Here is a 24452-nt window from a genome sequence, read left to right on the forward strand (position 1 = left end):
TAACTCTATTTATGCGTGATGTGGGTTAGTGTAAATCTCTCTTAATCCGTTGAGTAGTAAGGTAATATGAGTTTTTAAGGTGTTCGAGATAATTTGATATTCATTTTTACCTATTCTATCCCATCCTGTTTGTCTAAGAATGGTTTCTCTTACTAAACGAAATGATAGTACTTCGCCTAAAATAGCGTGAGTATGTAACATCGTTGTGGGTAGTGTAGCATCTAAACCAATATAGAGAGCTAATAGTTTGTTTACACGCGTTAAAAGAGGCGATAATGCTTGTTGGTGGATCAAAGAGTATGCTTCTGTGGGAACAAGCTGTTCTCTTGCCATGATACGACTAAGGTGAATATTTTCTTTATCAAGCACAAGACGAGCATATTGTAGAAAACTATCTGTGATAAGCGTTTGCAGTAATGGCAAATGTTCTGTTGGGTTAGGTCGTTCAAGAAATTCGTCAAGAATGATCACTGTCGGTTCAAAATCAAGGCGAATAAGATCAGCAATATGTTGTGCAACGGCGAGATACAACCCTTCTTTAGAACCAAAATAATAAGCGATAGCGGCAATATTTTGTTGAGCAGCTTGTGCAATTTGGCGTGTGGTGGCTGCATCGGGGCCATTTTTACCAAAGATCTCACATGCCGCTTCCAATAATTGTCGTTTTGCTAGTTCACCACGTGTCGTCTTCTGATGGGTTTCTGACATAATAGAAGATACCTTACTTAAGTAAAATGTAACAAAACCAATGATATTAAAAACAGCGATAACAAGGCGTATTATATTAGATGATATTGAACATAGGGAAAATTTGTAATAAATAATCGAATAAAAGTGATTTGTAATAAAAAATACTATCTATTATTGAAAATTATTTTTGTATTCTGAATATAGCAAAAACTGTTAAAATAGGGGTTATTAGGTTAACCTAGCAAGGTTCATTCTCTTTTATCACTGTCTATGCCTAGAAATGATAGTACCTATAGAGTAATAATCTTTATAGATTGACAGTATGAAAGCCCGTCATTTTTAATTTCAATCACCGTGTTATACGTTCTGGTTGTAGGAGACTACTGTTTTGACCGATTTTACATCGCTTGGTTTAAGTGAGGCGCTTCTCCGCGCTATTGATGAACAAGGGTATAAAACCCCAACCCCTATTCAACAACAGGCGATTGAGCCGATTTTGGCAGGTAAAGACGTATTAGCCAGTGCACAAACAGGCACAGGTAAAACAGCAGCTTTTACATTACCAATATTGGAAAAGTTATCTCAATCAGCTACAAAAACTAAAGGTCGCCAACCCGTTAAAGCGCTGATTTTGACACCAACACGCGAGCTTGCCGCCCAAATTGCCGAAAACGTAAAAGCGTATAGCCGTTATATTCCTATTCGTTCACTTGTGGTTTTTGGTGGTGTGAGTATTAACCCACAAATGATGAAATTGCGTGGTGGCGTTGATGTATTGATTGCAACGCCTGGGCGTTTACTCGACCTTGAACATCAAAATGCGGTTGATCTTTCTCGTGTTGAAGTTTTAGTGCTTGATGAAGCTGATCGTATGTTAGATATGGGCTTTATTCATGATATTCGCCGTGTGATCAATAAATTACCGAAAAAACGTCAAAATTTATTGTTCTCTGCGACATTCTCTAAAGAGATCACAGGACTTGCCAACTCGTTGTTAAATAATCCTGTGAGTATTTCCGTTGCACCAAAAAATTCAGCAGCTGAATCTGTTGATCAATATGTCCATTTAGTGGATAAAAAACGTAAAACAGAGTTGTTATCACATTTAATTGGCTTAGAAAACTGGCCACAAGTGCTTATTTTTACACGTACAAAGCACGGTGCTAATAAGCTTGCTGAACATTTAAATGCTGATGGTATCAAATCAGCGGCTATTCATGGCAATAAAAGCCAAGGTGCGAGAACTCGTGCTTTAGCTGACTTTAAAGACGGTAAATTAAAAGCGCTGGTGGCAACTGATATTGCCGCTCGTGGCCTTGATATTGACCAACTGCCTTATGTCGTCAACTTTGAATTACCGCAAGTTGCAGAAGATTATGTTCACCGTATTGGTAGAACAGGTCGTGCTGCTGCAACAGGTAAAGCTATTTCATTGGTTTGTGTTGATGAACATGGATTATTAGCTGATATCGAGCGTCTATTAAAACGTGAAATTCCTCGTTTAGCCTTAGAAGGTTACGATCCTGATCCTTCAATTAAAGCTGCTCCATTGCATAAGAAGCCAAAAAATAATGCACCACGTAGAAGTGGCGGTGGTCATGGGCGTGCAGATATTCGTGGCAAAGATAATCGTAATAATGCTCGTAAAGAGAATGATAGCGAAGGCAGTAAAGAAGGTGGTCGTTATAAAAGCAAAGAAAACTACCGTAATAAAGATGGCTCTCGTACTGGTAAATTAGGGCCTCGTCGTTCACGTAAAAGTGATGAAGGTAGTAATAATCAAAGCCCTTGGTCAAAAGCTAGAAAAGAGTTTTGAGGTTAAAAAGTGCGAGTTTTATTAGCGCCAATGGAGGGGGTTTTAGACCCCCTTGTGAGAGAGTTGCTCACTTCGATTAACGATTACGATCTCTGTATTACAGAGTTTGTGCGTGTTGTTGATTCATTATTACCAACAAAAGCTTTTTATCGTTTATGTCCTGAACTACATACAGAAAGTCGCACTAAAAGTGGAACACTGGTGCGGGTGCAATTATTAGGGCAACATCCACAATGGTTGGCTGAAAATGCCTTTAGGGCGGTATCGTTAGGCTCTTGGGGGGTTGATTTAAACTGTGGTTGCCCTTCAAAAACAGTCAATGGTAGTGGTGGTGGTGCTTCTCTTCTAAAACAGCCAGAAACGATTTATCAAGCAACAAAAGCAATGCGTGACGCAGTGCCTTCAGCGTTACCTGTCTCTGTTAAAGTGAGACTTGGTTGGGATTCTTCTGCGTATAGTCATGAAATTGCTGATGCCGTAGCACAAGGTGGTGCTACGGAAATCACGATACATGGCAGGACAAAAGAAGATGGCTATAATGCTGAAAAAATTAATTGGCAAGCCATTAGTGATATTCGTCAAAGACTCTCAATACCTGTGATTGCCAATGGTGAAATTTGGAACCGTGAAGACGCACTCGCCTGTTTAGCGACAACGGGGTGTGATGCGATAATGATTGGTCGTGGCGCCATGAACACGCCTAATTTAAGCCGTGTTGTAAAGGGGATTGAAGCAAGAATGCCTTGGCAAGAGGTGATTGAATTATTAAAGCGCTATGTTCGTTTAGAAAAGCGTGGCGATACAACAATTTATCATGCATCACGGATTAAACAGTGGTTTAGCTATTTACGCAAAGAGTATCCCGAGGCCGATGAGTTATTTCGGCAAATTAGAACATTAAAAACGTCGCCAGAAATTGCGCTCGCCATAGAGGCGCTGTAGTTTAAAAATAATCTTATTCGATAATAATAGCGCTCATTAATCAGCGCTATTTTTTTGTTCGTTAAGCAATAATCTCTCTATTTATCTTAAATATGATGTTACTTATCTCTAACAATTGGAAAAAATAACTATTTCGACTTACACTCAATAGGTGACATTTTTAGGTATGTTGTCTATATCATGACTATTTTAGGGGGAAATATGGGAATTCTTTCTTGGATTATTTTTGGTTTGATTGCGGGTATTCTGGCGAAATTCTTAATGCCCGGCTCTTATGATATTGGTCTGATATGGACTTGTATTTTAGGTATTGTGGGGGCGGTTGTTGGTGGCGCAATTAGTAGCTTCTTTGGCAAAGGCAAAGTGGATGGCTTTAACTTTGGTAGTTTTGTCGTTGCTGTAATTGGTGCCATTGTGGTGCTCTATCTTGCAAAGATATTTGCAAGTTAATATCTCCATACCAAATAGAGATTGACAACAAACCCGCGTAATGCGGGTTTACTTTTTCAGGCAAAATAGATCAAATTAGCATTCACAAGGAAGGGCACTTTCAGCACCCCATTGTGCCCAAGAACCGTCATAAAGTGCGATAGCTTGGCAACCTAATACGGTTAACGCTAAAAATAAAATTGCCGCGGTCATACCTGAACCACAAGTCACAATAATAGGTTGTGATAAATTAATACCAGATTGTTCAAAAATTTGCTTTAGCTCAGCGTTGCTTTTCAATTGCCCATTAACAACGAGTTCATTCCAAGGTACATTTTTACTGCCCGGGATATGTCCACTACGCAAACCAGGACGGGGTTCAGGTGCTCTACCATAAAAACGATCAGCAGAACGTGCATCAACTACCTGTTTTTGTTTGGTCTCTAAATTATCAAGAAGTTGCTGTTTATTGGCATAACGTTGTGCATGACGTTCAACAATAAAAGGAGACAGTGCCGGCACTTTAATTACTTCACCTTGTTCTGTTGCAAATCCAGCTTCAACCCATGCCTGTAAGCCACCAGCAAGAATACGCACATTACAACAACCTAGCGTTGTTAATGTCCACCAACCTCTAGGTGCGGAAAATAAGTTGCCTTGATCGTAAAGAATAACCGTTGTGGTATTAGAGATACCTAATTGTGTCAGCGTTTCTGAAAAGAGTGCATCAGATGGCAACATATGGGGCAATGTTGTCGTTTTATCTGCGATTTCATCGAGATCAAAAAAATGAGCATGTGGAATATGACGTTCAAGATAAAGTGCTTGATAGTCAATCTGTTGAGTGGGCATTGGTGCGCTGACATCAAGGATCACAACATCAGCATTATGTTGATGTTCAAATAGCCATTGGGGGGTAACAAAGTAATCGTATTCCACGGTGCGACCTCATTTATTTAGCAGAAGGTGAGCTGTCTGGGATAGCTGGAAATTGCTGTGTAGGTGATGTTTCAGGTTGAGTTTGCTCTGTTTCTATTGGTGTTGTGGAGCGTGTATAGATATTTAAGCCCGCAAGGAAAACACCACCGATAGAACCAAAGGCAAGTAGCGCGATAATAACAATAATTATTTTTTTCATAATGTTCATTTGCAGATGAATGTTGCGCAAAAGTATATCGAGATATGAAGTTGAAACAAGTGCTAAGTCAGTTTAATCGACAAATGATAGTGGCTAAAAAAGAGATAAATAGATAAATAAACAGGCTATTTATTTTTTATAAATAGCCTGAGTAAAGTTGGTGTTGGCGTTAATTATTTCAATCAAAGGTTACAGTCAATGATAAGAAAAACCCCTTAAACTCAGGAGTAAATGAGTTTAAGGGCAAGGGGTAACGCAACTTAATTAAGAATATAAAAACCAGAATGTCATTGCTAAGTTCACAATGGCTGCGACAGCCATAGGAATAGCAGTACGTTTAACTATTTGGAAAGGTGAGACATTCGCAATACCTGCAATGGCGACAATAGCGGCAGTAATGGGTGAAACAGTACGACCAAAACTTGTCATTATTTGCATTGGTAAAATTAAAGTGACCACATCTACTTTTAAGAATGCAGCAATTTTTGGTGTTAAGGCGGCGAATGAGAAGAATGCCGCATTACCTGATCCCATTAAAAAGGCGGCTAATGCAAGAATGGCACTCATGACAATGATCATGGCGGCAATACCAAAACCCGCATCTTGAGCAGAGCTAATTAGTGTGTCGACGGCACCACTTTTTAGTAAACCATTCGCAAAGAATTCACCCGATACAATTAACGAGACCACTAATACAAATTGCTTACCCATTCCTTCAAAAAACAGCATAAAGCTATTCATTACCGCTTTTGCATCGCGTAAGCGAACATATTCAAAAAGAAGTGCAATCACAGTACTAATAATCATCGCTGTGGTGACTTCTAATTTAATATAAGGGTGTAGCAAAGGACTGAAGCCGATAATCAGAATTAAAGGGATCACGGGTAATAAGGCATAAGATAACGGGACTTTATTACCTTCTTCTTTTACGACATCAATGGTTGTTGGGTCAAAAACAAATCCTTCACGTTTATCCCACCAGCGTTGAATAAAGAAATGAGTAATCGCAACTGCAATAATAATAGGAATAGTAACGGGTAATTGGTGCTGAACAAAATAGACGGCAGGTTCAATATCCGCTGTTTTTGCTGCCATAATCACATTACCAGAACCGGGACCATGGTCGATAAACTGGCAACATCCAATTACGGCTAAAGCGGAAAGTGGACTAATACCAGAACGAATTAATATCGGATACATAGTGACCATTAACAGCATACCTAAACCTGCATGGCTAGGGATAAAGATCACCAAGATTTGAGTAACGAGAAATGAAATCACTAATAATAAGTAAGGTGATTTTATCGCTTTTAATGGCTTTTCAAAAATAGCGAATAAAGCACGGCTTGCGCCAACGTGTTCCATATAACGAGAGAAACCGGCAATTGCCATTAATGTTAAACCAAGACCCGCTAGGCGAGAACTCATAATATTCGTAAAGATTTGGAAAACATCAAAATATTTAAATTGAGTGGATTTATTTTCTGGTAATAACGGATTAAGGTCGAGAGATGCTGTTAAGAGCAAGAGTAATAACCCGCCGAGTAATAATACTGGTTGAGGTTTATAACCCCGCGCCAGTAAATAAACCACCAGCACTGTTACCAGCGCGGCAATAATTAAACCTGTCATAGTGAATTCCCCGGTAATGATGCAATACTTTTTGTTATTGGTTTAATGCTGAAAAAGCTTGTGTAATATCTGCAATGAGGTCGTCTGTTGCTTCAAGGCCGATGTGTAAACGTACAAAAGGGCCATGACCTTCACGCCAATTAGACGCTGTTCTTGCGCCAACGACATTGGCAGGTAATGCAAGACTTTCAAATCCGCCCCAAGATGCACCAATACCAAATAGTTCAAGCGCATCAATAAATTGCTCTGATTGTTTTGCGGTAAATTCTTGTTTAAACTCAATGGTTAATAGGCCATTACTGCCTTTGCAGTCACGTTTCCATAAATCATGACGAGGGTGATTAGGTAATTCAGGGAACCATACTTTTTCAACTTCAGGACGCGTCTCTAACCACTGTGCGATAGCCAAAGCTGATTTGCCATGAGCAGCAATACGTTGACCTAATGTTCTCATTCCGCGAAGTACCAGTGCTGCATCATCAGGGCTACTGGCTTGACCTAATGCTTCAGGTAATGCACCAATTTTTTTCCATGCTTTTTCATTCGCAACCATAATGCCCATCATCACATCAGAGTGACCGCATAAATATTTAGTTGCAGCAATAACAGAGACATCAGCGCCTAATTCCAGTGGGTTATAAAGCCACGCAGAGCCCCATGTATTATCAACACCGACAGGAATATCCCGTTCATGAGCAATTCTGCAAATTTCAGGTAAATCGAGCATTTCATAAAGTAATGAGCCGGGTGATTCGACAAAAATAAGCTGTGTATTTTGTTGAATTTTTTGCTCAAAATCTGAACCATCTGTTTTAAAGAAGCTATAAGCAATGTTATTGGGCTCAAGAAAAGCCGATGCAATTTTACGCACAGGTTCATAAACAGAATCAGCAAATAAAACATGCCCACCACTACGCGCATATCCCATAATAGTGACGGCGATAGCTGCCAATCCAGTAGGGAACAACTGAGCGCGATAGCCACCTTCTAATTCGGTTACTAAAGCTTCAAGGGCGAATGCGGTTTCGGTACCACGTGCGCCATAGCTTAAAACACGCTCTGTTGCTCGGCGATCACGCACTTCGCGCCAGCTTTTAATCGAATCAAAAACAATGGTACTGGCTCTCATGACTGGTGGATTAATGGGGCCAGAAGTTTTGATTGCTTGGCGTCCACTGTGTATTAGTTTTGTTTGTTTATTTTGTTTCATTATTAATATCTCCAAATATAGAAATAGAGTTCCCTGGTAATTAAATAAAAGGGTTAATTACTGTTTGCGCTTATTTTGTTTCTATTATTTATAACAAACTTATTTGTTTTTAAAATAGCTATTTTTTAAAAATGATGATCTTCCTCTAATTTTTTAGCATTAATTATTCTAATTAAATCTTAAATAACATTTAAGATTCAAAAGTTATAACTAATAAATAAAGAGTTATTTGTAACCATTTGAATTGATGTTATTTTTTAATTGATTAGAAAAGCTTTAAATTAGATTAAAATTATCAAAGTGTTTTTATTGAGATTATATTGCATAAATAAAATAACAATCTAACAAGTCGTTTTATTTAAAAAACGATTTTTTTATTATTCTTTTAACAGGGGAAATAATTATGGGAACCAGTGTTTTTGATTCTGTTTTATTAAAGAATTTATGGTCAACAGAAGAAATGAGAACTATTTTTTCTGATAAAACTAGAATGCAAAATTGGCTTGATTACGAAGCTGCATTAGCGATTGAGCAAGCTGAATTAGGTTTGATTCCAAAAGACGCTGCAAAAGTTATTGCAGAGACTGCGAAGCTTGAAAAACTTGATATGGATTATGTATTAGAACAAGTGCGTCTTACTCGCCATCCATTAGTGCCAACAATTCGTGGTTTAGAGCATGCTTGTCCAGAACACTATGGAGAATATATTCACTTTGGTCCAACAACACAAGATGTAATTGATACTGGCCTTGTACTGCAATTAAAAGATGCTCATCATACTTTCTTGCGTGATATCAAAGTATTAGGTCGTGCTCTGCTTTCATTAAGCGAACAACATCGCAACACACCAATGGTTGGGCGTACATTAGCATTACAAGCTCTGCCAATTACGTTTGGACATAAAACAGCGATTTGGTTAACTGAATTAGCGCGTCATTATCAACGTCTTAAAGAGATAGAACCTCGCTTATTTGTTGGCAGCGTTGTCGGTGCGGTTGGTACAAAAGCCTCTTTAAGCGATAAGGCAGATGAATTAGAAGCTCGCGTATTAAAACGCTTAGGCTTAGCTGTACCTGAAATTTCATGGCAACCTGCGCGTGATAGATTCAGTGAATATGGCATGCTAATAGGCTTAATTAGCGGAACTTTAGGTAAAATTGCTAATGAAATCTTACTGTTAGCACATAACGAAATTGATGAATTATCTGAGCCTTTTGGTAAGGGGCAAGTGGGTTCTTCGACCATGCCACATAAACGTAATCCTGCCATTGTTGAAAATGCGGCCTGTGTGAGTAATACCCTAAAAGCGAATCTTTCTGTTTTAACGGATATGATGAAACATCAACATGAGCGTGATGGTGCAATCTGGAAAATGGAATGGAAGATCATGCCAGAACTGTGTCTGATGCTATCTGTAATCTTCGATAATATGAAAACAGTAATAGGTGGACTGAATGTGCATGTCGAGAAAATGCGCGAAAATATGGATATCCTAGGGGGCTTCATGTTGGCAGAGCGTGTGATGTTTGCATTATCTGATAAAGCGGGTAAACAAACTGCACATGAAATTGTGTATGAAGCATCAATGTCCGGACAAGAAGAAGGTATCACCTTCGTGGAAGCGATTAATCGTGATACTCGTATTCGTGATCACATTACTCAAGAAGAGCTTGATGCGCTTTTAGATCCAACGACATATGTTGGTAATGCACCAGCCCAAGTTGATCGTGTTGTTGCACAAACCAAAGCCTCTGGCTGGCTAAATGACTAAGTGACTTAATTATATCTAACCTTCTTATTATCCTAAAAGCCGGTGATATTGCTGGCTTTTTCTTATCTATTCCGAGGTGTTTATGACATTGAGTCAGCAGTTAGCCCGATTTATTACCACAACCCATTTTTCTGATTTACCGGCTCAAGTTGTAGAGCGCGCTAAAATTCATTTATTAGATACATTAGGTGTCGCCCTTGCTGGAAGTGTGCAACAAAGCGCTATTCAAAGTCGCCAAGGTGTAGCTTTTTTACCTGATAGTCAAGGAAATGTCCCAATCTGGGGGAGTTCGCTAACGGCAAGTACCACTGTGGCTGCATTGACAAATGGTATTGCTTCACATGCATTAGATTTTGATGATACACACACAGACTCGATTGCACATGGCAGTGCGGTATTAACGCCGATTGCTTTTGCATTGGGTGAATCTATTGGTGCATCATCACAAGATATTTTAACGGCATGGGTGATTGGCTGGGAAGTGGCAGCAAGAGTGGGCTTAGCAAGCCATAGTGGATTTCATCAGCGTGGTTTTCATGCCACAGCGATTGCTGGTATTTTTGGTGCAACAGCTTGTGCTGCCTCACTATTAAAATTAACACCTGAACAAACTGTGAATGCATTAGGATTAACAGGAAGCCAAGCAGGAGGAGTAGCAGAATATCTTGCTAATAGCTCATCTTCTAAATGCTTTCATGCGGGATGGGCTGCGCAATCTGGTATTATCGCAGCATCATTAGCAAAAGGTGGAATGACTGGCCCTGAAACGATATTTGAAGGTCGCTATAGTCTTTATCAAACTCATGGTATTCGAGAGCAAGCAAAACCCGAACAAGTCGCATTGGGATTAGGTGAAGTATGGGAATTTTTAAATGTTTCTATTAAGCCTTATCCTGTGTGTCATTTTGCTCATGCCACTATTGATTGTGGCCGTAATTTGCTGAAAAAAGGGATCACGGCTGATGATATTGAAAGCGTTGAGTGCGTAGTTGATCCTGTCGCAGCCGCTTTAATTTGCGAGCCACTTGAAACAAAATGGGCGCCTAAAACAGCTTATGGGGCAAAATTTAGTTTACCGTGGCTATTTGCAGCGGGCTTTTTAGATAATGCTTTAACGCTGTCTTCATTATTTCCTGAAAACCTACAACGTGAAGATATTCAAAGGTTAGCGAAAAAAGTGAGTTATCGTTATCCAGAAAAAGGCGAAATTCCATTTCCTACCTATTTTCCTGGATTAATTTTTGTGACATTAAAAAATGGCGAGAAGATCACGGAGAGATTAGATATTCAATATGGTAATCCGAAAAATCCAATAACAGATAAAGATGTGATCAGTAAGTTTTACGATAATGCCTCTTTAGTAATAGAGGATAAACAATCGGCTCAACTCGTTGAAAAAGTATTGAATTTTGAAAAGATCACTCTTTCTGAGATAACACAATTATTGCGTAATGAAGAAGTGACCGATTAAGTTAAGTATAATGTCAATAAGATGATGATATGAAGGATTGGTTTAGCTACCAATCCTTTTTTATTGCCTTGCACACATAAACTCAGAGGTACAAACTATCTTTTCCCCAATTTTCACCGTACCTGAAAAGCTAACAATAGTGCGTCGCTGCCGGCAAAATTGGATCTCAATAAGTAGCTGATCACCGGCTTTAACCACATCATAAAAGCGTGCGTTTTTTATACTGGCAAAATAACATCGCTGATCTTCACTCATAGGTGAAAGGTAGTAATGTGCAAGAATGCCTGAAGCTTGAGCCATGCTTTCAAGTAGTAATAACGGTGGGTAAAATTCGCCAAAAACAACAGTGTCATTGGTTGTGACATTTTTAATAGCGGTTAATTTGCCACTGGCAAGTTCAGCTGGTTTAGAAATAACCTGATCGATTAATAAGAATGGATAACGATGAGGCAATATTTCCATTATTTCACTGACGGAAATGGGCATACATTTTCTCCTCGTTATGGTGATAGGATAAACTTTATTTTACAAAAAGGGTGGCTATTATTTCATTCTTATTCAATATCGTACAGTGTTAGCCTGTCTTTTGATTGAGAAATTTGAGTTAAATAGATAACAAAGACCAGTATAGATAAAATCTAGTCTTTGTTATTGCGAACTTTCTGATGTGATATCGCAATGGTTTATTTATTTTTATTATTCTTGTTGAAGAGTAATATCAGCATGATTAATCACTTCATTTTGTTCATTTTTTAATGAATCAAACAGTATTTGTGCGGCTTTCCCTGGGCTATTGGCATTGAGATACAGGTTATAACTAATGGCTGGTAAAGCGGGTAAACCTTCCTTTTCGCCTAAAATACGCAAATCATCACCTGATAGCTCAATTGAACGCGCCATAATACCTAAGCCTGCACGTACTGCGGCTCTGGCACCTGAAAGTGTTGTAGCAATATAAGCGATTCGCCAACGAATACCTTGCTGATCAAGGTGATTAATCATCATATCGCGGTATGTGCTGGGTTCATCTAATACAACTAATGGTAGGGGATCATCAAGATCAAATCGGAAGTGTTTTCCGCAATACCATAAAGAGGGGGAAACGCGTAATACAATTTTGGGATAACCTACATGTTCTTCGGTGGAAATGGCTAAATCAAGTTCGTTATTTTCTAACATAGACATTAAGAACGGACTACGTTTCACAATAATTTCCATGATTAAGCGAGGATAGGCTCCAGAAAAACGCGCGAGGAGATCAGGTAAAATCGTGTTTGCCGTATCATCAGGAGAGCCAATTTTTAAGATCCCATCAATTTCTTCATGCATCAATGAAAGACACGCTTCATCATTCAGACGTAAAATACGGCGAGCATAATTAAGTAGTTGTGTACCTGCTTCTGTCAGTGTTTTATTTCGACCTTGGCGAGCAAACAGCTCTTTGCCTATCAGAGATTCTAGCCGTTGCATTTGCTGGCTTACCGCAGATTGTGTACGACAAACAGATTCCGCTGCTGCAGCAAAGGTATTACCATCGACAACAGCAACAAAGGTTCGAAGTAAATCAAGTTCTAAGTTAAAAATAGGGCGCTTTGCAGAGGTCATTATAGGAGTCTCTTAACTGATGTTGTGTTTAGTAAAAACAATAAATCATATTTTTATAAGACTATTTTAGATGTTACATAATGAATACTCATACTATGAAGAGTTGAATTAATAATCCATAACAAAGCTCAATAATTTCGAGGTGTTATCCATTCTTTGATGAAAAAGGAGAGCAATCGAAGGTAACTACTGATTTTTATACAGTGTTATGAGACAATGGCGCCTTTCTTAAAATCAGTTGCAGAGTGGTTATGTCCCTTTCTCAATCAGTTAAAAATCAAATAAGTCAGTGGTATAAAGCCCTACCAGATCATATTGAAGGGTTTATTCCGCGTGCGCCACAGCGTGAAATGATCGCTGAAGTGGCTAAGACTTTTTCTGATGAAATGGGACGTCATTTAGTGATAGAGGCCCCAACTGGTGTGGGAAAAACACTCTCTTATCTTATTCCGGGTATTGCCATTAGTCGTGATGAGAAAAAACCACTGATTATCAGTACGGCCAATGTGGCGCTGCAAGATCAAATTTATAGCAAAGATCTGCCATTACTAAAAAAAATCATTCCTGATCTTACGTTTACTGGCGCTTTCGGTCGTGGGCGTTACTTATGCCCTCGTAATTTAGATGCGATTTGTGCAACAGAGGGCGAACAAATTGACTTAATGTTTTTGCTTGAAGATAAAGTTGATGTTGCGACGAGTGCAGAAAGAGAAATTTGTCGAGAGCTCAAAAATGATTTCACTAGTTTCGGTTGGGATGGTTTGCGTGATCACCATAAACGCGCACTAACAGACAGTTTATGGCGCAAAATCAGCACGGATAAAATGAATTGCTTAGGGCGCAATTGCCAATATTATCATCGCTGCCCTTTCTTTATTGCACGTCGTGAAATTGATGAAGTAGATGTAGTTATTACAAATCATGCTTTAGTGATGGCGGCAATGGAAAGTGAATCCGTATTGCCTGATGCTAAAAATCTGCTTTTGGTGCTTGATGAAGGGCATCATATTCCTGATGTTGCACGAGATGCACTTGAAGTCGAAGGGGAAATAACCTTAGTTTCCCTTAATAATCAGCTTGATAATATCACTCGCCATGTTAGTCAGTATTTAGCGCAATTTATCCCTGTAAGACCACCTAAATTGGCTGATCCTATTCGTTTTGATGCTCATATTGCTAAGTTACGTGAGGCTTATCAAGAGGTTGATACCTTTACGCGAGCACTATTACCAGAACGCAGTGAACAAGATGAATATCTCTTTCCGTTAGGTGAATTACCTGAACAATTCCTGTTAAGTTGCCAGACATTATTTAAGCTAACGGATGGTTTAAAAATGCTGGGTGAAGCCATTTTAACTGATTTAACAGAACGGACAGCGAAAGAAGATATTGTGCGTTTACATCGTGCCATTTTAACGACGAGTAGAATGGTGGGATATTTAGAGAATATGGCAAAATTGTGGCGTTTAGCTACATTAGAACAAACCTCAAAAGCACCAGTATCCAAATGGCTAACTCGTCGTTACGATAAAAAGCAGTCTCATCTCTATTTTCATTGTGCGGGTATTCGTGTCAGCGAACAACTGACACAATTGTTATGGAAAAATATCCCGCATGTGGTTATTACCTCTGCAACCTTGCGCTCGTTAAATAGCTATTCTCGCATTCAAGAATTAACGGGGCTAAGTGAGCATTTTGATGATCGCTTTATTACGTTATCTTCACCTTTTGAACATAAAGATCAGGGTAGATTAGTTATTCCTAAAATGCGCTATGAACCGACAATGATTCATGAGCGCGAACATTTAAAAGAGATGGCGTGTTATTTTCGACAAAGCATGGAAGAGAATAACCATCGAGGGCAATTGGTTTTATTTAGTAGCCAACGGGCAATGGAAGGCTTTTTAGAAGAAGTGAAAGACTTACGTTTATGCTTATTGGTACAAGGGGATCAGCCTCGTTATAGATTAGTTGAAACACATTGTAAGCGTATTGATGCAGGTGATAATAGTGTATTAATAGGTTTGCAATCTTTTGCCGAAGGGCTCGATTTAAAAGGTGATTATTTAACGCAAGTGCATATTCATAAAATTGCTTTTCCGCCAGTGACGGACCCGGTGATTGTGACAGAAGGTGAGTGGCTAAAATCGCTGAAACGTTATCCTTTTGAAGTGCAGAGCTTGCCAAGTGCATCGTTTAATTTAATTCAGCAAGTTGGGCGTCTTATTCGTAGTCATCATTGCCACGGTGAAATCGTGATTTATGACCGACGTCTGTTAACTAAAAACTATGGTTCACGCTTATTAACGGCACTGCCTGTTTTTCCTATCTATCAGCCGGATATGCCGAAAGTAAAAGATAAATAAAAAAGACTACCTAAAGAAAGAGAGGTAGCCTTTTAACGTCATAATTGTAATTTTTTATTAAGAATTAGTTCTCAATATTGGCTTCAATAAACCATAAAAATTTATCAAGATCACGCGATGCAGCCGTAAACATATCGGCGGTATCTTCGTCTTCAACTTCGTCAATGGCTTTACGAATATCATTAGCAACAACAGCATAACGATCAGCCAATGCTTTTAGGTGATCTTGCACATCATGGATATCCAGAGGATAAGCTTTTAAAGGGGTTTTCTTACTCACCACTTGTGCAGTACCTAATACTGTGCCACCTAATTGGACAACACGCTCTGCAAACTCATCAGTGTGCTGATTAATGGTATCGCGGAAGCCGTCAACCATCTCATGAACAGAAATAAAGTTTCTACCACGCATATTCCAGTGCGCTTGTTTTGTGATGAGAGATAGGTCGATAAACTGCGTCACCATCTGTTGCAGTAACTCGATAGCGTGTAGTTTTACGCTGTCATCGAGATTATTACGGGTATAAAGCAGGCTTGAAGGTGTGGATTTGACTAATTTGGCAGTACTCATAATCGTTCTCCCTAAATAATTAATAACTTAATTTCTGTTAATTATGATAGTGAATTATTAATGGTTAGTCTTATCGATTGATACTATTAAATTGATAGGTCATCTATTTAAAAAATCTAATCTATCGAAATAGTCTATTTAGGGTAAGACAATGAACGAAAAATAGCAATGATAGGTCAGTAAAGTTATTATTTAATAAGTAAAAAGGATCATATGATCCTTTTTAAATTAATATTTATTTTTACTGAGTAAAATGAGTTAAATATCTATTTTACTTCCTCAATTTTGGTTTTACTTTTCATGGTTGTTGTTGAACCAATAGAAGCTAAAACAATAAAGGCTAAGGCAACCCATTGTATTAGCGTCAAATGTTCGTGTAAGAAAATAATACCAATAAAAGCACCCATACATGGCTCTAAGCTCATTAAAGTACCAAACGTTTTGGCTGGTAGGCGTGTAAGTGCGATCATTTCTAACGTATAGGGGAAAGCAGTTGATAAAATCGCAATGGCTAAGGCAATAGGTAAAATAGACCAGCTAAACATAATATCAGGGCTACTTTGTAACATACCGATAGGTACGAAAATAAAGGCAGCAACTAATGAGCCAATTGAAACTGTTGCCGCACCATAGCCTTTTCCTGCACGTTGTCCGAATACGATATATAATGCCCAACCTACACCCGCACCCAACGCATAAAGCATACCAAGCGGATCAAGACCATCATGGATATTATCACCAATAGGGAGCAATAAGCCCAAACCCGCAATCACTAAAATTATCCATAAAAAGTCGATAGCTCTACGTGATGAAAACATTGCAACGGCTAAAGGGCCTGTAAATTCAAGGGCAACAGCAATACCTAGCGGAATAGTTTCAAGTGCGAGGTAGAAAAGGTAATTCATTGCCCCTAAAGATAAGCCATATAAAAACAGTGGCATAACCGATTCTCGAGTGAACTTGAGTCGCCACGGTTTAAAAATAAAAAAGAGGATCAACGTACCCAATAATAGACGTAATGCCGTTACAGCTGGGGCTCCAATAACAGGAAATAGGCTTTTAGCAAGGGATGCGCCACTTTGAATTGAAAGCATAGAGAGAAGCAAAAGAAGCACAGGATAAAACACCTGTAATTTAGCTGAGTGCCTGGCTGACAACATCCTATAAAACCTCGTCAATAATCAATCGTATGTGTGCTCTGTTAAAAGCTAACAAAGGATCGCATAATATAAAGTAAAATTACCCGCTTTAATATAGCTATTTATTAATAAATATTTTTTATTTTAATTTCGTTTAGTGAGATTGGTTAAAATATAAATTAATTTATATTTAATAAAATAACTTCTTATGAATATAAGTATTAATAATGGTTAAAAATATATATGCGATAAAAAGCGTAAAAACATTTTTTTTAACCTTTTTTATTAAATGCACCTTCAGTATAATTCCAAACTCGTTTTAACTAGCTAAAAGAGAATAAAAAATGAATAAAATAAAATCTATCGCAGTGTATTGTGGCTCTAGTTTAGGTGCTTCACCTATTTATAAAGAACAGGCCATTATTTTTGCCAAAGAGCTGGTTAAACGTAATATCACCTTAATTTATGGTGGTGCAAGTGTAGGAATTATGGGCACACTTGCCGATACAGTATTAGCTGAAGGCGGAAAGGTAATTGGCGTTATTCCTACGTTATTAGAAGGGCGTGAAATATCTCATAAAAATCTGACTGAGCTGCATATTGTTGAGACTATGCATCAGCGTAAAAGTAAAATGATAGAACTGGCAGAAGGTTTTGTCGCTTTACCTGGTGGTTTTGGTACATTAGAGGAGTTTAGTGAAGTCTTTACATGGAGCCAAATTGGTTTGCATCAAAAACCATTGGGCATACTTAATATCAATCAGTTTTATTCACCATTATTAATGATGATTGATAAAATGGCGGACGAACAATTCTTACATGAAAAATACCGTAATATGGCGATTGTGGAACAATGTCCTATTCAATTATTAGATAAATTTGAAACATATATTGCACCTCCAGTAAAAACCTACGACAAATAAAGGTAAAAAATGATAATAATAAGAAAAGCGATTTTGTCTGATGTAGAAGAAATTAATGATCTTTACTCCCATTTATTTAATGAAATGGCTAATTTACAACCCGATCGATTAAAACCGGGTAAGCAAGATGAAGCTTTTATTATTAATGGAATAAAAAATAATAAGTTTCATCTTTTGGTCGCAGATTTAGATGGCAAAGTGGTTGGATTTAGCATTGCGCAAATTCAAGAAACACCTATGTTTAACTGCTTGGTTCAACGTAAATACGCTTATATTTACGATATTATTGTTGACCCTTCCATTCGTAGCCAAGGCGTAGGTAGCTTGCTATTAACAGCAATGAAAGAGTGGGCCAAATCGGAAAAAATGACTCATCTTGAGTTATCTGTATTAGCTGAAAACGGTGCGGCTAAACGTTTTTACCGGCGTGAAGGATTAAAAGAAGTGAGCACGGTGATGGGAATTGCTTTATAGCAGAGCCAATTTACGTTAATTCTCATAGGATTAAGTGCACAGATAAAAATAAACCCGCTTCAATGGCGGGTTTATTAATTATATTATTCAGCTAAATTGTGGGTTTCCCCGCAATGATCGTACACAATACCCTGACATTTTCAACATCTTCTGCCGATATTTCAAACAGGTTTCTATCTAATACAATAAAATCGGCAAATTTTCCGACTTCTAATGATCCAATTTGCCTATCCATATCCAAAGCTTCTGCCGCATTAATGGTGGCTGCACGTAAGACTTCCACTAATGTCAGATTACGATCGTTATCAAGGCGTGGACTTGTTGCATCTTTTTGGCGAGTCATCGCAACTTTAAAATCATACCATTCATTAAGTGGATCAATTGGCCAGTCGCTACCAAAAGCTACAGTGACACCCGCATCTATAAATTTCCCTGCTGTTTCCAAATAGTCACAGCGAGATTTACCGAGCATTTCAATATCTTTCTCGATATTGCTCTGATCGACAGCCGCCCATTGGAAAGAGAGAAAAGGGTAGGTTTTTAATTGTGTAAAACGCGCGTAATCTTTTTCACACATTAATTCATTATGCGCAAGCCCCGGTCTAATGTCTTTCTCAGGTAAGACTTTACGCATTTCACTAATAGCATCCAGAGCTGTACTGATTGCACCTTCAGCAACGGTATGATATGAGGATGATAACCCGCACGAGCAATTTCTGTTATTAATGGCGTTAAGATTTCAGGTGAAAAATAGAGATCACCAATATGTTCAGAGTCTTGCCAATGTGGCGTATCGTCAGTGCCAACATTAATACGATATGGTGCATGTAAGCGCGCTGTCATAATCGGAGCTTGTAATACACCATCAAGGAAAAGTTTAATATGACGGATCGCAACACTGGGTTGAGCGCCATTGCTGATTTGATGCCATTGTGAAAAACGAGTTGCAGCATGGCGTACAGCGTTTGGAATATCATCAATAGATGGCACATCATCTGGCGTAATTTCAACAGCATTTTCAACACGAAGGGTCAGCTCACCCGTGTTTCTTAATTTATTAAAGGCGCGTAATTGAGGCTCACCCACACGCGCATCCATAATAGTGGTTACACCTTGTTTATTTAATCGTTTTTGAACATGACGGGCGATTTGTAGGTTTTGTGCTTCAGTGAGGGGTGGCAAGCTATCAATAGCTTGCATTGCAGGTGCATCTTCAAGAATACCGATAGGCGTTCTATCACTATCACGTTCAATATTTCCATCTGGGGGATCGGGCGTTTCTGCAGTGATATTTAACAGCGCTAAAGCGCGAGAATTAGCAAGAACACTATGGCAATCACTAGAAAAGAGTAAAATAGGACGCGTCGTTTTTAAGGTATCAAGGTGATAACGTGTCATTTGCACACCTTCCGGTTGCATGCCTTCACGATACCATGCAGAGACTTTTAGCCATTCGGTATCATTATCAATAAAGTTTTCATCAAGGTATTTTTGAATACGCGATAAAATGTCATCGATAGTGAGTGATTGATAATCAAGATGGCAACCAGCTAACGTTGCACCTCCCCAGAAAGGGTGCATATGCGCATCAATAATGCCCGGCATGACCATTCTTCCCTGCAAATCAATCTGCTCAGTATTTTCATTACAGTAAGAAAGTAGCGCCTCTTTTTTACCTGAAGCAATAATTACACCTTGGTTGATCGCGATAGCATCAACAATATTGTTATTATGATCAGCGGTATAAATAAGTCCGTTGTAATAGAGAGTGTCTGCAATTTGAAATGTCATTCTTCTACCTTGTATTGCTTTTTTAGCACGTAGAATGCGTGCTTAAATGATTATTCTGCTTATAGGGTATCCTGTTGCGTTTTGACGCGGGCGGTCATAGTAGAATTAAATCAGAGTGAATACTATAAGCTTGTTACATCGACGTAATGAAAAATATGATTTATAGGACGATTAAAATATTTAAAAAACAGATTAATAGCTCTATCTTTGAAAGGCGATAAGGTAAGTTTAAATAGGTTAGACTTACCTTATTTATAATAGAAAGTGGTTAGTTGTCTGGTAAATTGGCAGAACACACTTCGCAATGCGGGTTTTTGGGTAATTTGAATTCACGAAATTGCATTCGCATTGCGTCAAACATCAATACCTTACCATGCAAATTTTCACCGTAACCAGTAAGTAACTTTATTGCTTCAACAGCTTGTAATGTACCAATAGTACCCACAACAGGTGCCATTATGCCTGCTTCAACACAACTTAAAGCGTTATCGCCAAAAAGATGGCTCAAGCAACGATAGCAAGGTTCGTCATCTTGGTAAGTGAATACGCTGATTTGACCTTCCATTCGAATAGCGGCACCAGATACTAGCGGTTTTTTCTGATGAAAGCAGAGGCGATTAAGTTGCTCGCGTACTGCCACATTATCCGTACAGTCCATTACGATATTATGTTGGCTAATAAGTTTAGCTAAAGCCTCATCTTCAAGTAATGCATCAACGGTTTCTATTGTGACATGAGGATTAATTGCTTCTAATGTTGCTTTTGCAGAGAGCACTTTGGGTTGCCCAATCGTCGCATTACGATGAAGAATTTGGCGCTGAAGATTAGAAAGGGAAACTGTATCAAAGTCTAATAATGTGAGTTTTCCTACACCTGCAGCTGTAAGATATTGCGAAGCACTACATCCTAAGCCACCTGCACCAACAATCAAAACAGAGGCACTTTTCAGCGCCTCTTGACCATCAAAATCAAAACCCCTTAATACAATCTGGCGATTGTAGCGCAGTGTTTCTTCATCGGTTAATTCGATACTCATAAAACTATTCACTTTTTAGTAGAGAATTAAATAGCTCGATTGTGACCGTTTCACCCGCTGCCACTTTACCGCGCTCACGTTCTAAGACAATAAAGCAGTTAGCGACACTAAAGGAGCTGTAAACGTGTGAGCCTTGGTGACCAGAAGTGTCTACTTGCCATATACCCTCCGCATTAATACTTGCGATACCACGTTGAAAATCAAGACGACCCACGGATTTTTTCAATGGAGATTGTGCAATAGCTTGGAAACGTTGTGGTGCTTTCCAATGGCTAAATCCTGATAAACGAGCGATTAAAGGTTGGACTAATTGGTAGAATGTCACAGTTGCCGAGACTGGGTTACCCGGCAAACCGCAGAACCACGCATTGTGCAGATGACCAAAGGCAAAAGGTTTGCCTGGTTTAATCGCTAATTTCCAAAAACCAATTTCACCAATTTCATCAAGAATTTGTTTGGTGTAATCGGCTTCGCCCACAGAAACACCACCACTGCTGATCACTAAATCTGCTTCTTGATCCGCCTTTTTAAAAGTTTCACGCAGTTTTTCCGGTGAATCAGGAATAACACCTAAATCTAAGACTTCACATCCTAGTTTTTCAAGCATTAAACGTACCGCAAAGCGGTTGGTATCATAAATTTGGCCCGCTTTTAATGGCTGACCAATGGTTTGTAACTCATCACCTGTTGAGAAAACGGCAACTTTTAAACGTCGATAAACCGGTACAGTGGCGATCCCTAAAGAGGCGATTAATGGCAATTGTGCTGTTGAGAGCTTAGTGCCAGCAGGTAATACAATATCGTTTTCTTTAATATCTTCACCAATACGACGAATATTTTGGCCTTTCTTAGCGGGTTGTGAAAAACGAATACCATGTTCAGTGACTTCTGCTTCTTCTTGCATAATGACAGTATCAACACCAGCAGGAACCATTGCCCCTGTCATAATGCGTACACATTGACCAGCAGGAAGCTCTCCTTCAAAGGGAATACCAGCGAATGATTTTCCTGCCACTGGAAGAGGAGTTTGGGGGGCTAAGTCAGCGTAACGAAGTCCATAACCATCCATTGCAGAATTATCAAAAGGCGGAACATTTAGTGGAGATGTAATATTTTCACTTAAGACATAATTGGCTGCATTATTTAATGGGATGTTAAGGGTATCGGTAATTGCCAGCGGTTTTTCAAGTAGTTTTTCTAGCGCTTCATCAAGAGATAATAAACCGCTCACGTGACATTGACTCATCATATACTCCAAGATCTATCTAAATGTTCTGTTTTATTTCATGATACTAATCTATCACGATGAGCATCATCATGTCAGAGATCATCTTGTGACTAGAAAGAAATGAAACGTATTATTGCAAAAATGTTAACTGTCTGGGGTTAATATGTTTCTTGTTCTGTTATTAATGAACAGCACATTTAAAATGTATAAAACGATAAAACAAAATAATGGATATCAATGAATACTTCAAATCACCAAAGTCATTCAGCGCAAGCTTTTCATATCGCGTTTAGTGGTTTTCTTGCTTTAGTTGTTGCAATGGGGATAGGACGCTTTACTTTTACACCACAAGTGCCGTTGATGATTGCAGAATATCAATTAACGCTGACAAGTGCGGGGATTGTCGCTGCATTTAATTATCTTGGTTATCTTGCTGGCTCCTATGACGCGATGAAAGCCGTTAAAGGTGTGGGATATCGCTTGTGGGCAGGTCTTTGGGGGGCGGTGATAATTACGCTACTGTCTGCATGTTTAAATGATGCATTTACACACAGTATTGCACGCTTTTTTATTGGCTGGGCAAGTGGTTGGACGTTAGTGCTAGTGGCTTCATGGGCAAACGAATTACTCGCTCGTCTTAATCGACCGGCATTAAGCGTTGCTGTTTATGCAGGAACAGGCGCAGGCATATTTATTAGTGGTATTCTTGCTGTGTTAATTATGAAATGGCAAATGAGCGCGACGGCGGGATGGTTAATTTATGGTTCACTTGCTTTTATTTGTGCAATATATGTCAGTTATCACTTTCCTAAACCTTGGGCGATGAGTCGAGAAGAAGTAAAAGTTGCACCTTTAACACTGACACCAGCAATGAAAAAGTTAATTTGGGGTTATACCTTTGCGGGGTTTGGTTATATTTTACCGGCTACATTTCTTTCTCAAATGGCGGCAGAACGCTTTCCAGGAAGCTTAATTGCGCAATTTGTTTGGCCTGTATTCGGTGCTTCTGCTGCATTATGTATTGGGATCGCTATTTTAACGCGTAATGTATTAAATACGCAGTTACGTTTAGCTATTACGCTTTGGTTACAAGCATTAGGTATTTTGATTGCAGAGTGGCTCCCGACAATAACAGGGCTTGCGATTGGCGCTTTCTTAATTGGTGGCGGTCTTATGTGTGCGGTACAACTGGCTTTTTTACGAGGTAGAGAATTAGCGCCTGATCATGGGCGTTATATGGCAGGTTTACTCACCACTTTTTATGCTATTGGGCAATTAGTTGGTCCTGTCATTTCTTCGCTTTCAACGGCATTAACTGGAAAATTAGAACCTGCACTTTATGTCGCCTTTATTGTGTTGATAATCGGTGGTTTTCTGGTGTGTTTAAAAGAGAAAAATTAGGCTTAATCTAAAAATAGTTCATACAAAAATGCAATAATTTCATAACGAAAAATGCGGTATCGCTGGATAATGTGATTCATGTCATCTAAAGTGTAGGCTGTTGTCGCTGACAGCGAAACAGATACTTAATTAATGTGTTTATCGGAGAGTCCAATGTCATCATTAAGTAAAGAGGCGCAATGGGTGCACGCTGCGTTAGTTGAACGCGGTTTAGAAACGCCTCTTCGTGAATCAAAGCTATCTCCATGTGAGAGTAAACAGCAAATTGAACATCATATGACAGAAGTGATGAAGCTGTTAAATCTGGATTTAAGCGACGATAGTTTAGCTGAAACGCCTCGTCGTATTGCTAAAATGTATGTTGATGAAATTTTCTCAGGATTGGATTATCACAACTTCCCAAAAATCACACTAATTGAAAATAAAATGCAAGTTGATGAAATGGTGACAGTACGAGATATCACATTAACCAGTACTTGTGAACATCACTTTGTTACTATTGATGGCAAGGCGATTGTGGCTTATATACCAAAAGATAAAGTGATTGGTTTATCAAAAATTAATCGTATTGTGCAATTCTTTGCTCAACGCCCTCAAGTTCAAGAACGCTTAACACAGCAAATTCTTATCGCATTACAAACGTTACTAGGCACAAAAAATGTGGCTGTTTCTATTGATGCGGTTCACTATTGTGTTAAAGCTCGTGGTATTCGTGATGCAACAAGTGCAACTACAACAACCTCATTAGGTGGGTTATTTAAATCAAGTCAAAATACGCGTCAGGAATTTTTACGCGCTGTTCGTCACCTTTGAGATTTC

At 38.8% G+C, this 24452-nt stretch carries 21 protein-coding genes and 1 pseudogene; 10 read left to right on the forward strand and 12 right to left on the reverse strand.

Translation table 11 applies throughout. The features are described from left to right. Window positions 1–9 precede the first annotated feature (9 nt). Window positions 10–708: a transcriptional regulator CecR gene (gene cecR / locus DK861_RS15695; RefSeq protein WP_109400708.1), complete on the reverse strand. Its 699-nt coding sequence runs from the start codon at window positions 706–708 to the stop codon at window positions 10–12. Window positions 709–1078: 370 nt separating this feature from the next. Here cecR and rhlE point away from each other — a divergent pair, with 370 nt between their 5' ends. From rhlE to DK861_RS15710, 3 genes are all read left to right on the forward strand, one after another. Then, window positions 1079–2506: an ATP-dependent RNA helicase RhlE gene (gene rhlE / locus DK861_RS15700; RefSeq protein ID WP_109400709.1), complete on the forward strand. Its 1428-nt coding sequence runs from the start codon at window positions 1079–1081 to the stop codon at window positions 2504–2506. Window positions 2507–2515: 9 nt separating this feature from the next. After that, window positions 2516–3448, forward strand: a complete 933-nt coding sequence (dusC, locus tag DK861_RS15705) for a tRNA dihydrouridine(16) synthase DusC (protein WP_109400710.1) — start codon at window positions 2516–2518, stop codon at window positions 3446–3448. Between the two features lie 201 nt (window positions 3449–3649). Continuing rightward, complete coding sequence (locus DK861_RS15710) at window positions 3650–3898, forward strand: GlsB/YeaQ/YmgE family stress response membrane protein (RefSeq protein ID WP_072062879.1); 249 nt, start codon at window positions 3650–3652, stop codon at window positions 3896–3898. A 75-nt stretch (window positions 3899–3973) separates the two neighbouring features. Here DK861_RS15710 and sseA read toward each other — a convergent pair whose 3' ends face one another. The 4 genes from sseA to metC all read right to left on the reverse strand — a co-directional run bounded on the left by sseA (window position 3974) and on the right by metC (window position 7857). Continuing rightward, on the reverse strand, window positions 3974–4816 hold the full coding sequence (gene sseA / locus DK861_RS15715) for a 3-mercaptopyruvate sulfurtransferase (RefSeq protein WP_109400711.1): 843 nt from the start codon (window positions 4814–4816) through the stop codon (window positions 3974–3976). A 13-nt stretch (window positions 4817–4829) separates the two neighbouring features. Next, the gene (locus DK861_RS15720) at window positions 4830–5018 is read right to left on the reverse strand and encodes a hypothetical protein (RefSeq protein WP_174704117.1); all 189 of its coding nucleotides are present in this window, start codon (window positions 5016–5018) and stop codon (window positions 4830–4832) included. A gap of 261 nt (window positions 5019–5279) precedes the next feature. Beyond that, the gene (dcuC, locus tag DK861_RS15725; RefSeq protein ID WP_072062877.1) at window positions 5280–6647 is read right to left on the reverse strand and encodes a C4-dicarboxylate transporter DcuC; all 1368 of its coding nucleotides are present in this window, start codon (window positions 6645–6647) and stop codon (window positions 5280–5282) included. A 34-nt stretch (window positions 6648–6681) separates the two neighbouring features. Further along, window positions 6682–7857 (reverse strand): cystathionine beta-lyase, encoded by a 1176-nt coding sequence (gene metC / locus DK861_RS15730; protein WP_072062876.1) that lies wholly within the window; start codon window positions 7855–7857, stop codon window positions 6682–6684. Window positions 7858–8260: 403 nt separating this feature from the next. On the opposite strand from metC, the gene purB reads away from it, so the two are divergent. Together purB and DK861_RS15740 are read left to right on the forward strand one after the other, a co-directional pair. After that, window positions 8261–9628 carry an adenylosuccinate lyase gene (gene purB / locus DK861_RS15735; protein WP_109400712.1) on the forward strand — a complete coding sequence of 456 codons (1368 nt, stop codon included), beginning with the start codon at window positions 8261–8263 and terminating at the stop codon, window positions 9626–9628. A gap of 82 nt (window positions 9629–9710) precedes the next feature. Continuing rightward, window positions 9711–11099, forward strand: a complete 1389-nt coding sequence (locus tag DK861_RS15740; protein ID WP_109400713.1) for an MmgE/PrpD family protein — start codon at window positions 9711–9713, stop codon at window positions 11097–11099. 60 nt (window positions 11100–11159) lie between these two features. On the opposite strand, the gene fabZ is transcribed toward DK861_RS15740, so the two are convergent. Further along, window positions 11160–11585, reverse strand: a complete 426-nt coding sequence (gene fabZ / locus DK861_RS15745) for a 3-hydroxyacyl-ACP dehydratase FabZ (protein ID WP_006537564.1) — start codon at window positions 11583–11585, stop codon at window positions 11160–11162. A gap of 210 nt (window positions 11586–11795) precedes the next feature. Next, window positions 11796–12704: a LysR family transcriptional regulator gene (locus tag DK861_RS15750; RefSeq protein ID WP_109400714.1), complete on the reverse strand. Its 909-nt coding sequence runs from the start codon at window positions 12702–12704 to the stop codon at window positions 11796–11798. A gap of 251 nt (window positions 12705–12955) precedes the next feature. Between DK861_RS15750 and dinG the strand changes: the two genes are divergently transcribed. Continuing rightward, window positions 12956–15070, forward strand: a complete 2115-nt coding sequence (dinG, locus tag DK861_RS15755; protein WP_109400715.1) for an ATP-dependent DNA helicase DinG — start codon at window positions 12956–12958, stop codon at window positions 15068–15070. Between the two features lie 64 nt (window positions 15071–15134). Here the strand turns inward: dinG and dps are convergent, their stop codons facing one another. Both dps and rhtA read right to left on the reverse strand, forming a co-directional pair. Beyond that, a complete protein-coding gene (gene dps, locus DK861_RS15760) occupies window positions 15135–15641 on the reverse strand; it encodes a DNA starvation/stationary phase protection protein Dps (RefSeq protein WP_006537560.1) in 507 nt (168 codons plus the stop codon). 266 nt (window positions 15642–15907) lie between these two features. Continuing rightward, window positions 15908–16801 carry a threonine/homoserine exporter RhtA gene (gene rhtA, locus DK861_RS15765; protein ID WP_109400716.1) on the reverse strand — a complete coding sequence of 298 codons (894 nt, stop codon included), beginning with the start codon at window positions 16799–16801 and terminating at the stop codon, window positions 15908–15910. Between the two features lie 323 nt (window positions 16802–17124). Here rhtA and DK861_RS15770 point away from each other — a divergent pair, with 323 nt between their 5' ends. After that, window positions 17125–17703: a TIGR00730 family Rossman fold protein gene (locus tag DK861_RS15770; protein ID WP_006537557.1), complete on the forward strand. Its 579-nt coding sequence runs from the start codon at window positions 17125–17127 to the stop codon at window positions 17701–17703. Between the two features lie 9 nt (window positions 17704–17712). Beyond that, window positions 17713–18177, forward strand: coding sequence for a GNAT family N-acetyltransferase (locus tag DK861_RS15775; RefSeq protein ID WP_109400717.1), 465 nt, complete (start codon window positions 17713–17715; stop codon window positions 18175–18177). A 91-nt stretch (window positions 18178–18268) separates the two neighbouring features. Here the strand turns inward: DK861_RS15775 and DK861_RS15780 are convergent. The 3 genes and pseudogenes from DK861_RS15780 to moeA form a co-directional block, all read right to left on the reverse strand. After that, window positions 18269–19968: pseudogene (locus DK861_RS15780) on the reverse strand (amidohydrolase). A gap of 268 nt (window positions 19969–20236) precedes the next feature. Further along, window positions 20237–21004, reverse strand: a complete 768-nt coding sequence (moeB, locus tag DK861_RS15785; RefSeq protein WP_109400718.1) for a molybdopterin-synthase adenylyltransferase MoeB — start codon at window positions 21002–21004, stop codon at window positions 20237–20239. Window positions 21005–21008: 4 nt separating this feature from the next. After that, window positions 21009–22250 (reverse strand): molybdopterin molybdotransferase MoeA, encoded by a 1242-nt coding sequence (gene moeA / locus DK861_RS15790; protein ID WP_109400719.1) that lies wholly within the window; start codon window positions 22248–22250, stop codon window positions 21009–21011. Window positions 22251–22469: 219 nt separating this feature from the next. On the opposite strand from moeA, the gene DK861_RS15795 reads away from it, so the two are divergent. Then, the gene (locus DK861_RS15795; RefSeq protein WP_109400720.1) at window positions 22470–23633 is read left to right on the forward strand and encodes a YbfB/YjiJ family MFS transporter; all 1164 of its coding nucleotides are present in this window, start codon (window positions 22470–22472) and stop codon (window positions 23631–23633) included. Between the two features lie 153 nt (window positions 23634–23786). Further along, window positions 23787–24446 carry a GTP cyclohydrolase I FolE gene (gene folE / locus DK861_RS15800; protein WP_109400721.1) on the forward strand — a complete coding sequence of 220 codons (660 nt, stop codon included), beginning with the start codon at window positions 23787–23789 and terminating at the stop codon, window positions 24444–24446. Window positions 24447–24452: the final 6 nt, after the last annotated feature.

Origin of the sequence: Proteus sp. TJ1640 (genome assembly GCF_003144445.1) — a bacterium.
GTDB classification, from domain to species: Bacteria; Pseudomonadota; Gammaproteobacteria; order Enterobacterales; family Enterobacteriaceae; genus Proteus; species Proteus penneri.

Excerpts from the sequence above, each read along its gene's own strand:
- moeB (WP_109400718.1), bottom strand. The coding sequence starts at position 21,004 with ATGAGTATCGAATTAACCGATGAAGAAACACTGCGCTACAATCGCCAG.
- DK861_RS15795 (WP_109400720.1), top strand. The coding sequence starts at position 22,470 with ATGAATACTTCAAATCACCAAAGTCATTCAGCGCAAGCTTTTCATATC.
- DK861_RS15710 (WP_072062879.1), top strand. The coding sequence starts at position 3,650 with ATGGGAATTCTTTCTTGGATTATTTTTGGTTTGATTGCGGGTATTCTG.
- dcuC (WP_072062877.1), bottom strand. The coding sequence starts at position 6,647 with ATGACAGGTTTAATTATTGCCGCGCTGGTAACAGTGCTGGTGGTTTAT.
- folE (WP_109400721.1), top strand. The coding sequence starts at position 23,787 with ATGTCATCATTAAGTAAAGAGGCGCAATGGGTGCACGCTGCGTTAGTT.
- DK861_RS15770 (WP_006537557.1), top strand. The coding sequence starts at position 17,125 with ATGAATAAAATAAAATCTATCGCAGTGTATTGTGGCTCTAGTTTAGGT.
- DK861_RS15750 (WP_109400714.1), bottom strand. The coding sequence starts at position 12,704 with ATGACCTCTGCAAAGCGCCCTATTTTTAACTTAGAACTTGATTTACTT.
- fabZ (WP_006537564.1), bottom strand. The coding sequence starts at position 11,585 with ATGCCCATTTCCGTCAGTGAAATAATGGAAATATTGCCTCATCGTTAT.
- DK861_RS15740 (WP_109400713.1), top strand. The coding sequence starts at position 9,711 with ATGACATTGAGTCAGCAGTTAGCCCGATTTATTACCACAACCCATTTT.
- cecR (WP_109400708.1), bottom strand. The coding sequence starts at position 708 with ATGTCAGAAACCCATCAGAAGACGACACGTGGTGAACTAGCAAAACGA.
- DK861_RS15775 (WP_109400717.1), top strand. The coding sequence starts at position 17,713 with ATGATAATAATAAGAAAAGCGATTTTGTCTGATGTAGAAGAAATTAAT.
- metC (WP_072062876.1), bottom strand. The coding sequence starts at position 7,857 with ATGAAACAAAATAAACAAACAAAACTAATACACAGTGGACGCCAAGCA.
- purB (WP_109400712.1), top strand. The coding sequence starts at position 8,261 with ATGGGAACCAGTGTTTTTGATTCTGTTTTATTAAAGAATTTATGGTCA.
- moeA (WP_109400719.1), bottom strand. The coding sequence starts at position 22,250 with ATGAGTCAATGTCACGTGAGCGGTTTATTATCTCTTGATGAAGCGCTA.
- dps (WP_006537560.1), bottom strand. The coding sequence starts at position 15,641 with ATGAGTACTGCCAAATTAGTCAAATCCACACCTTCAAGCCTGCTTTAT.
- dinG (WP_109400715.1), top strand. The coding sequence starts at position 12,956 with ATGTCCCTTTCTCAATCAGTTAAAAATCAAATAAGTCAGTGGTATAAA.
- rhtA (WP_109400716.1), bottom strand. The coding sequence starts at position 16,801 with ATGTTGTCAGCCAGGCACTCAGCTAAATTACAGGTGTTTTATCCTGTG.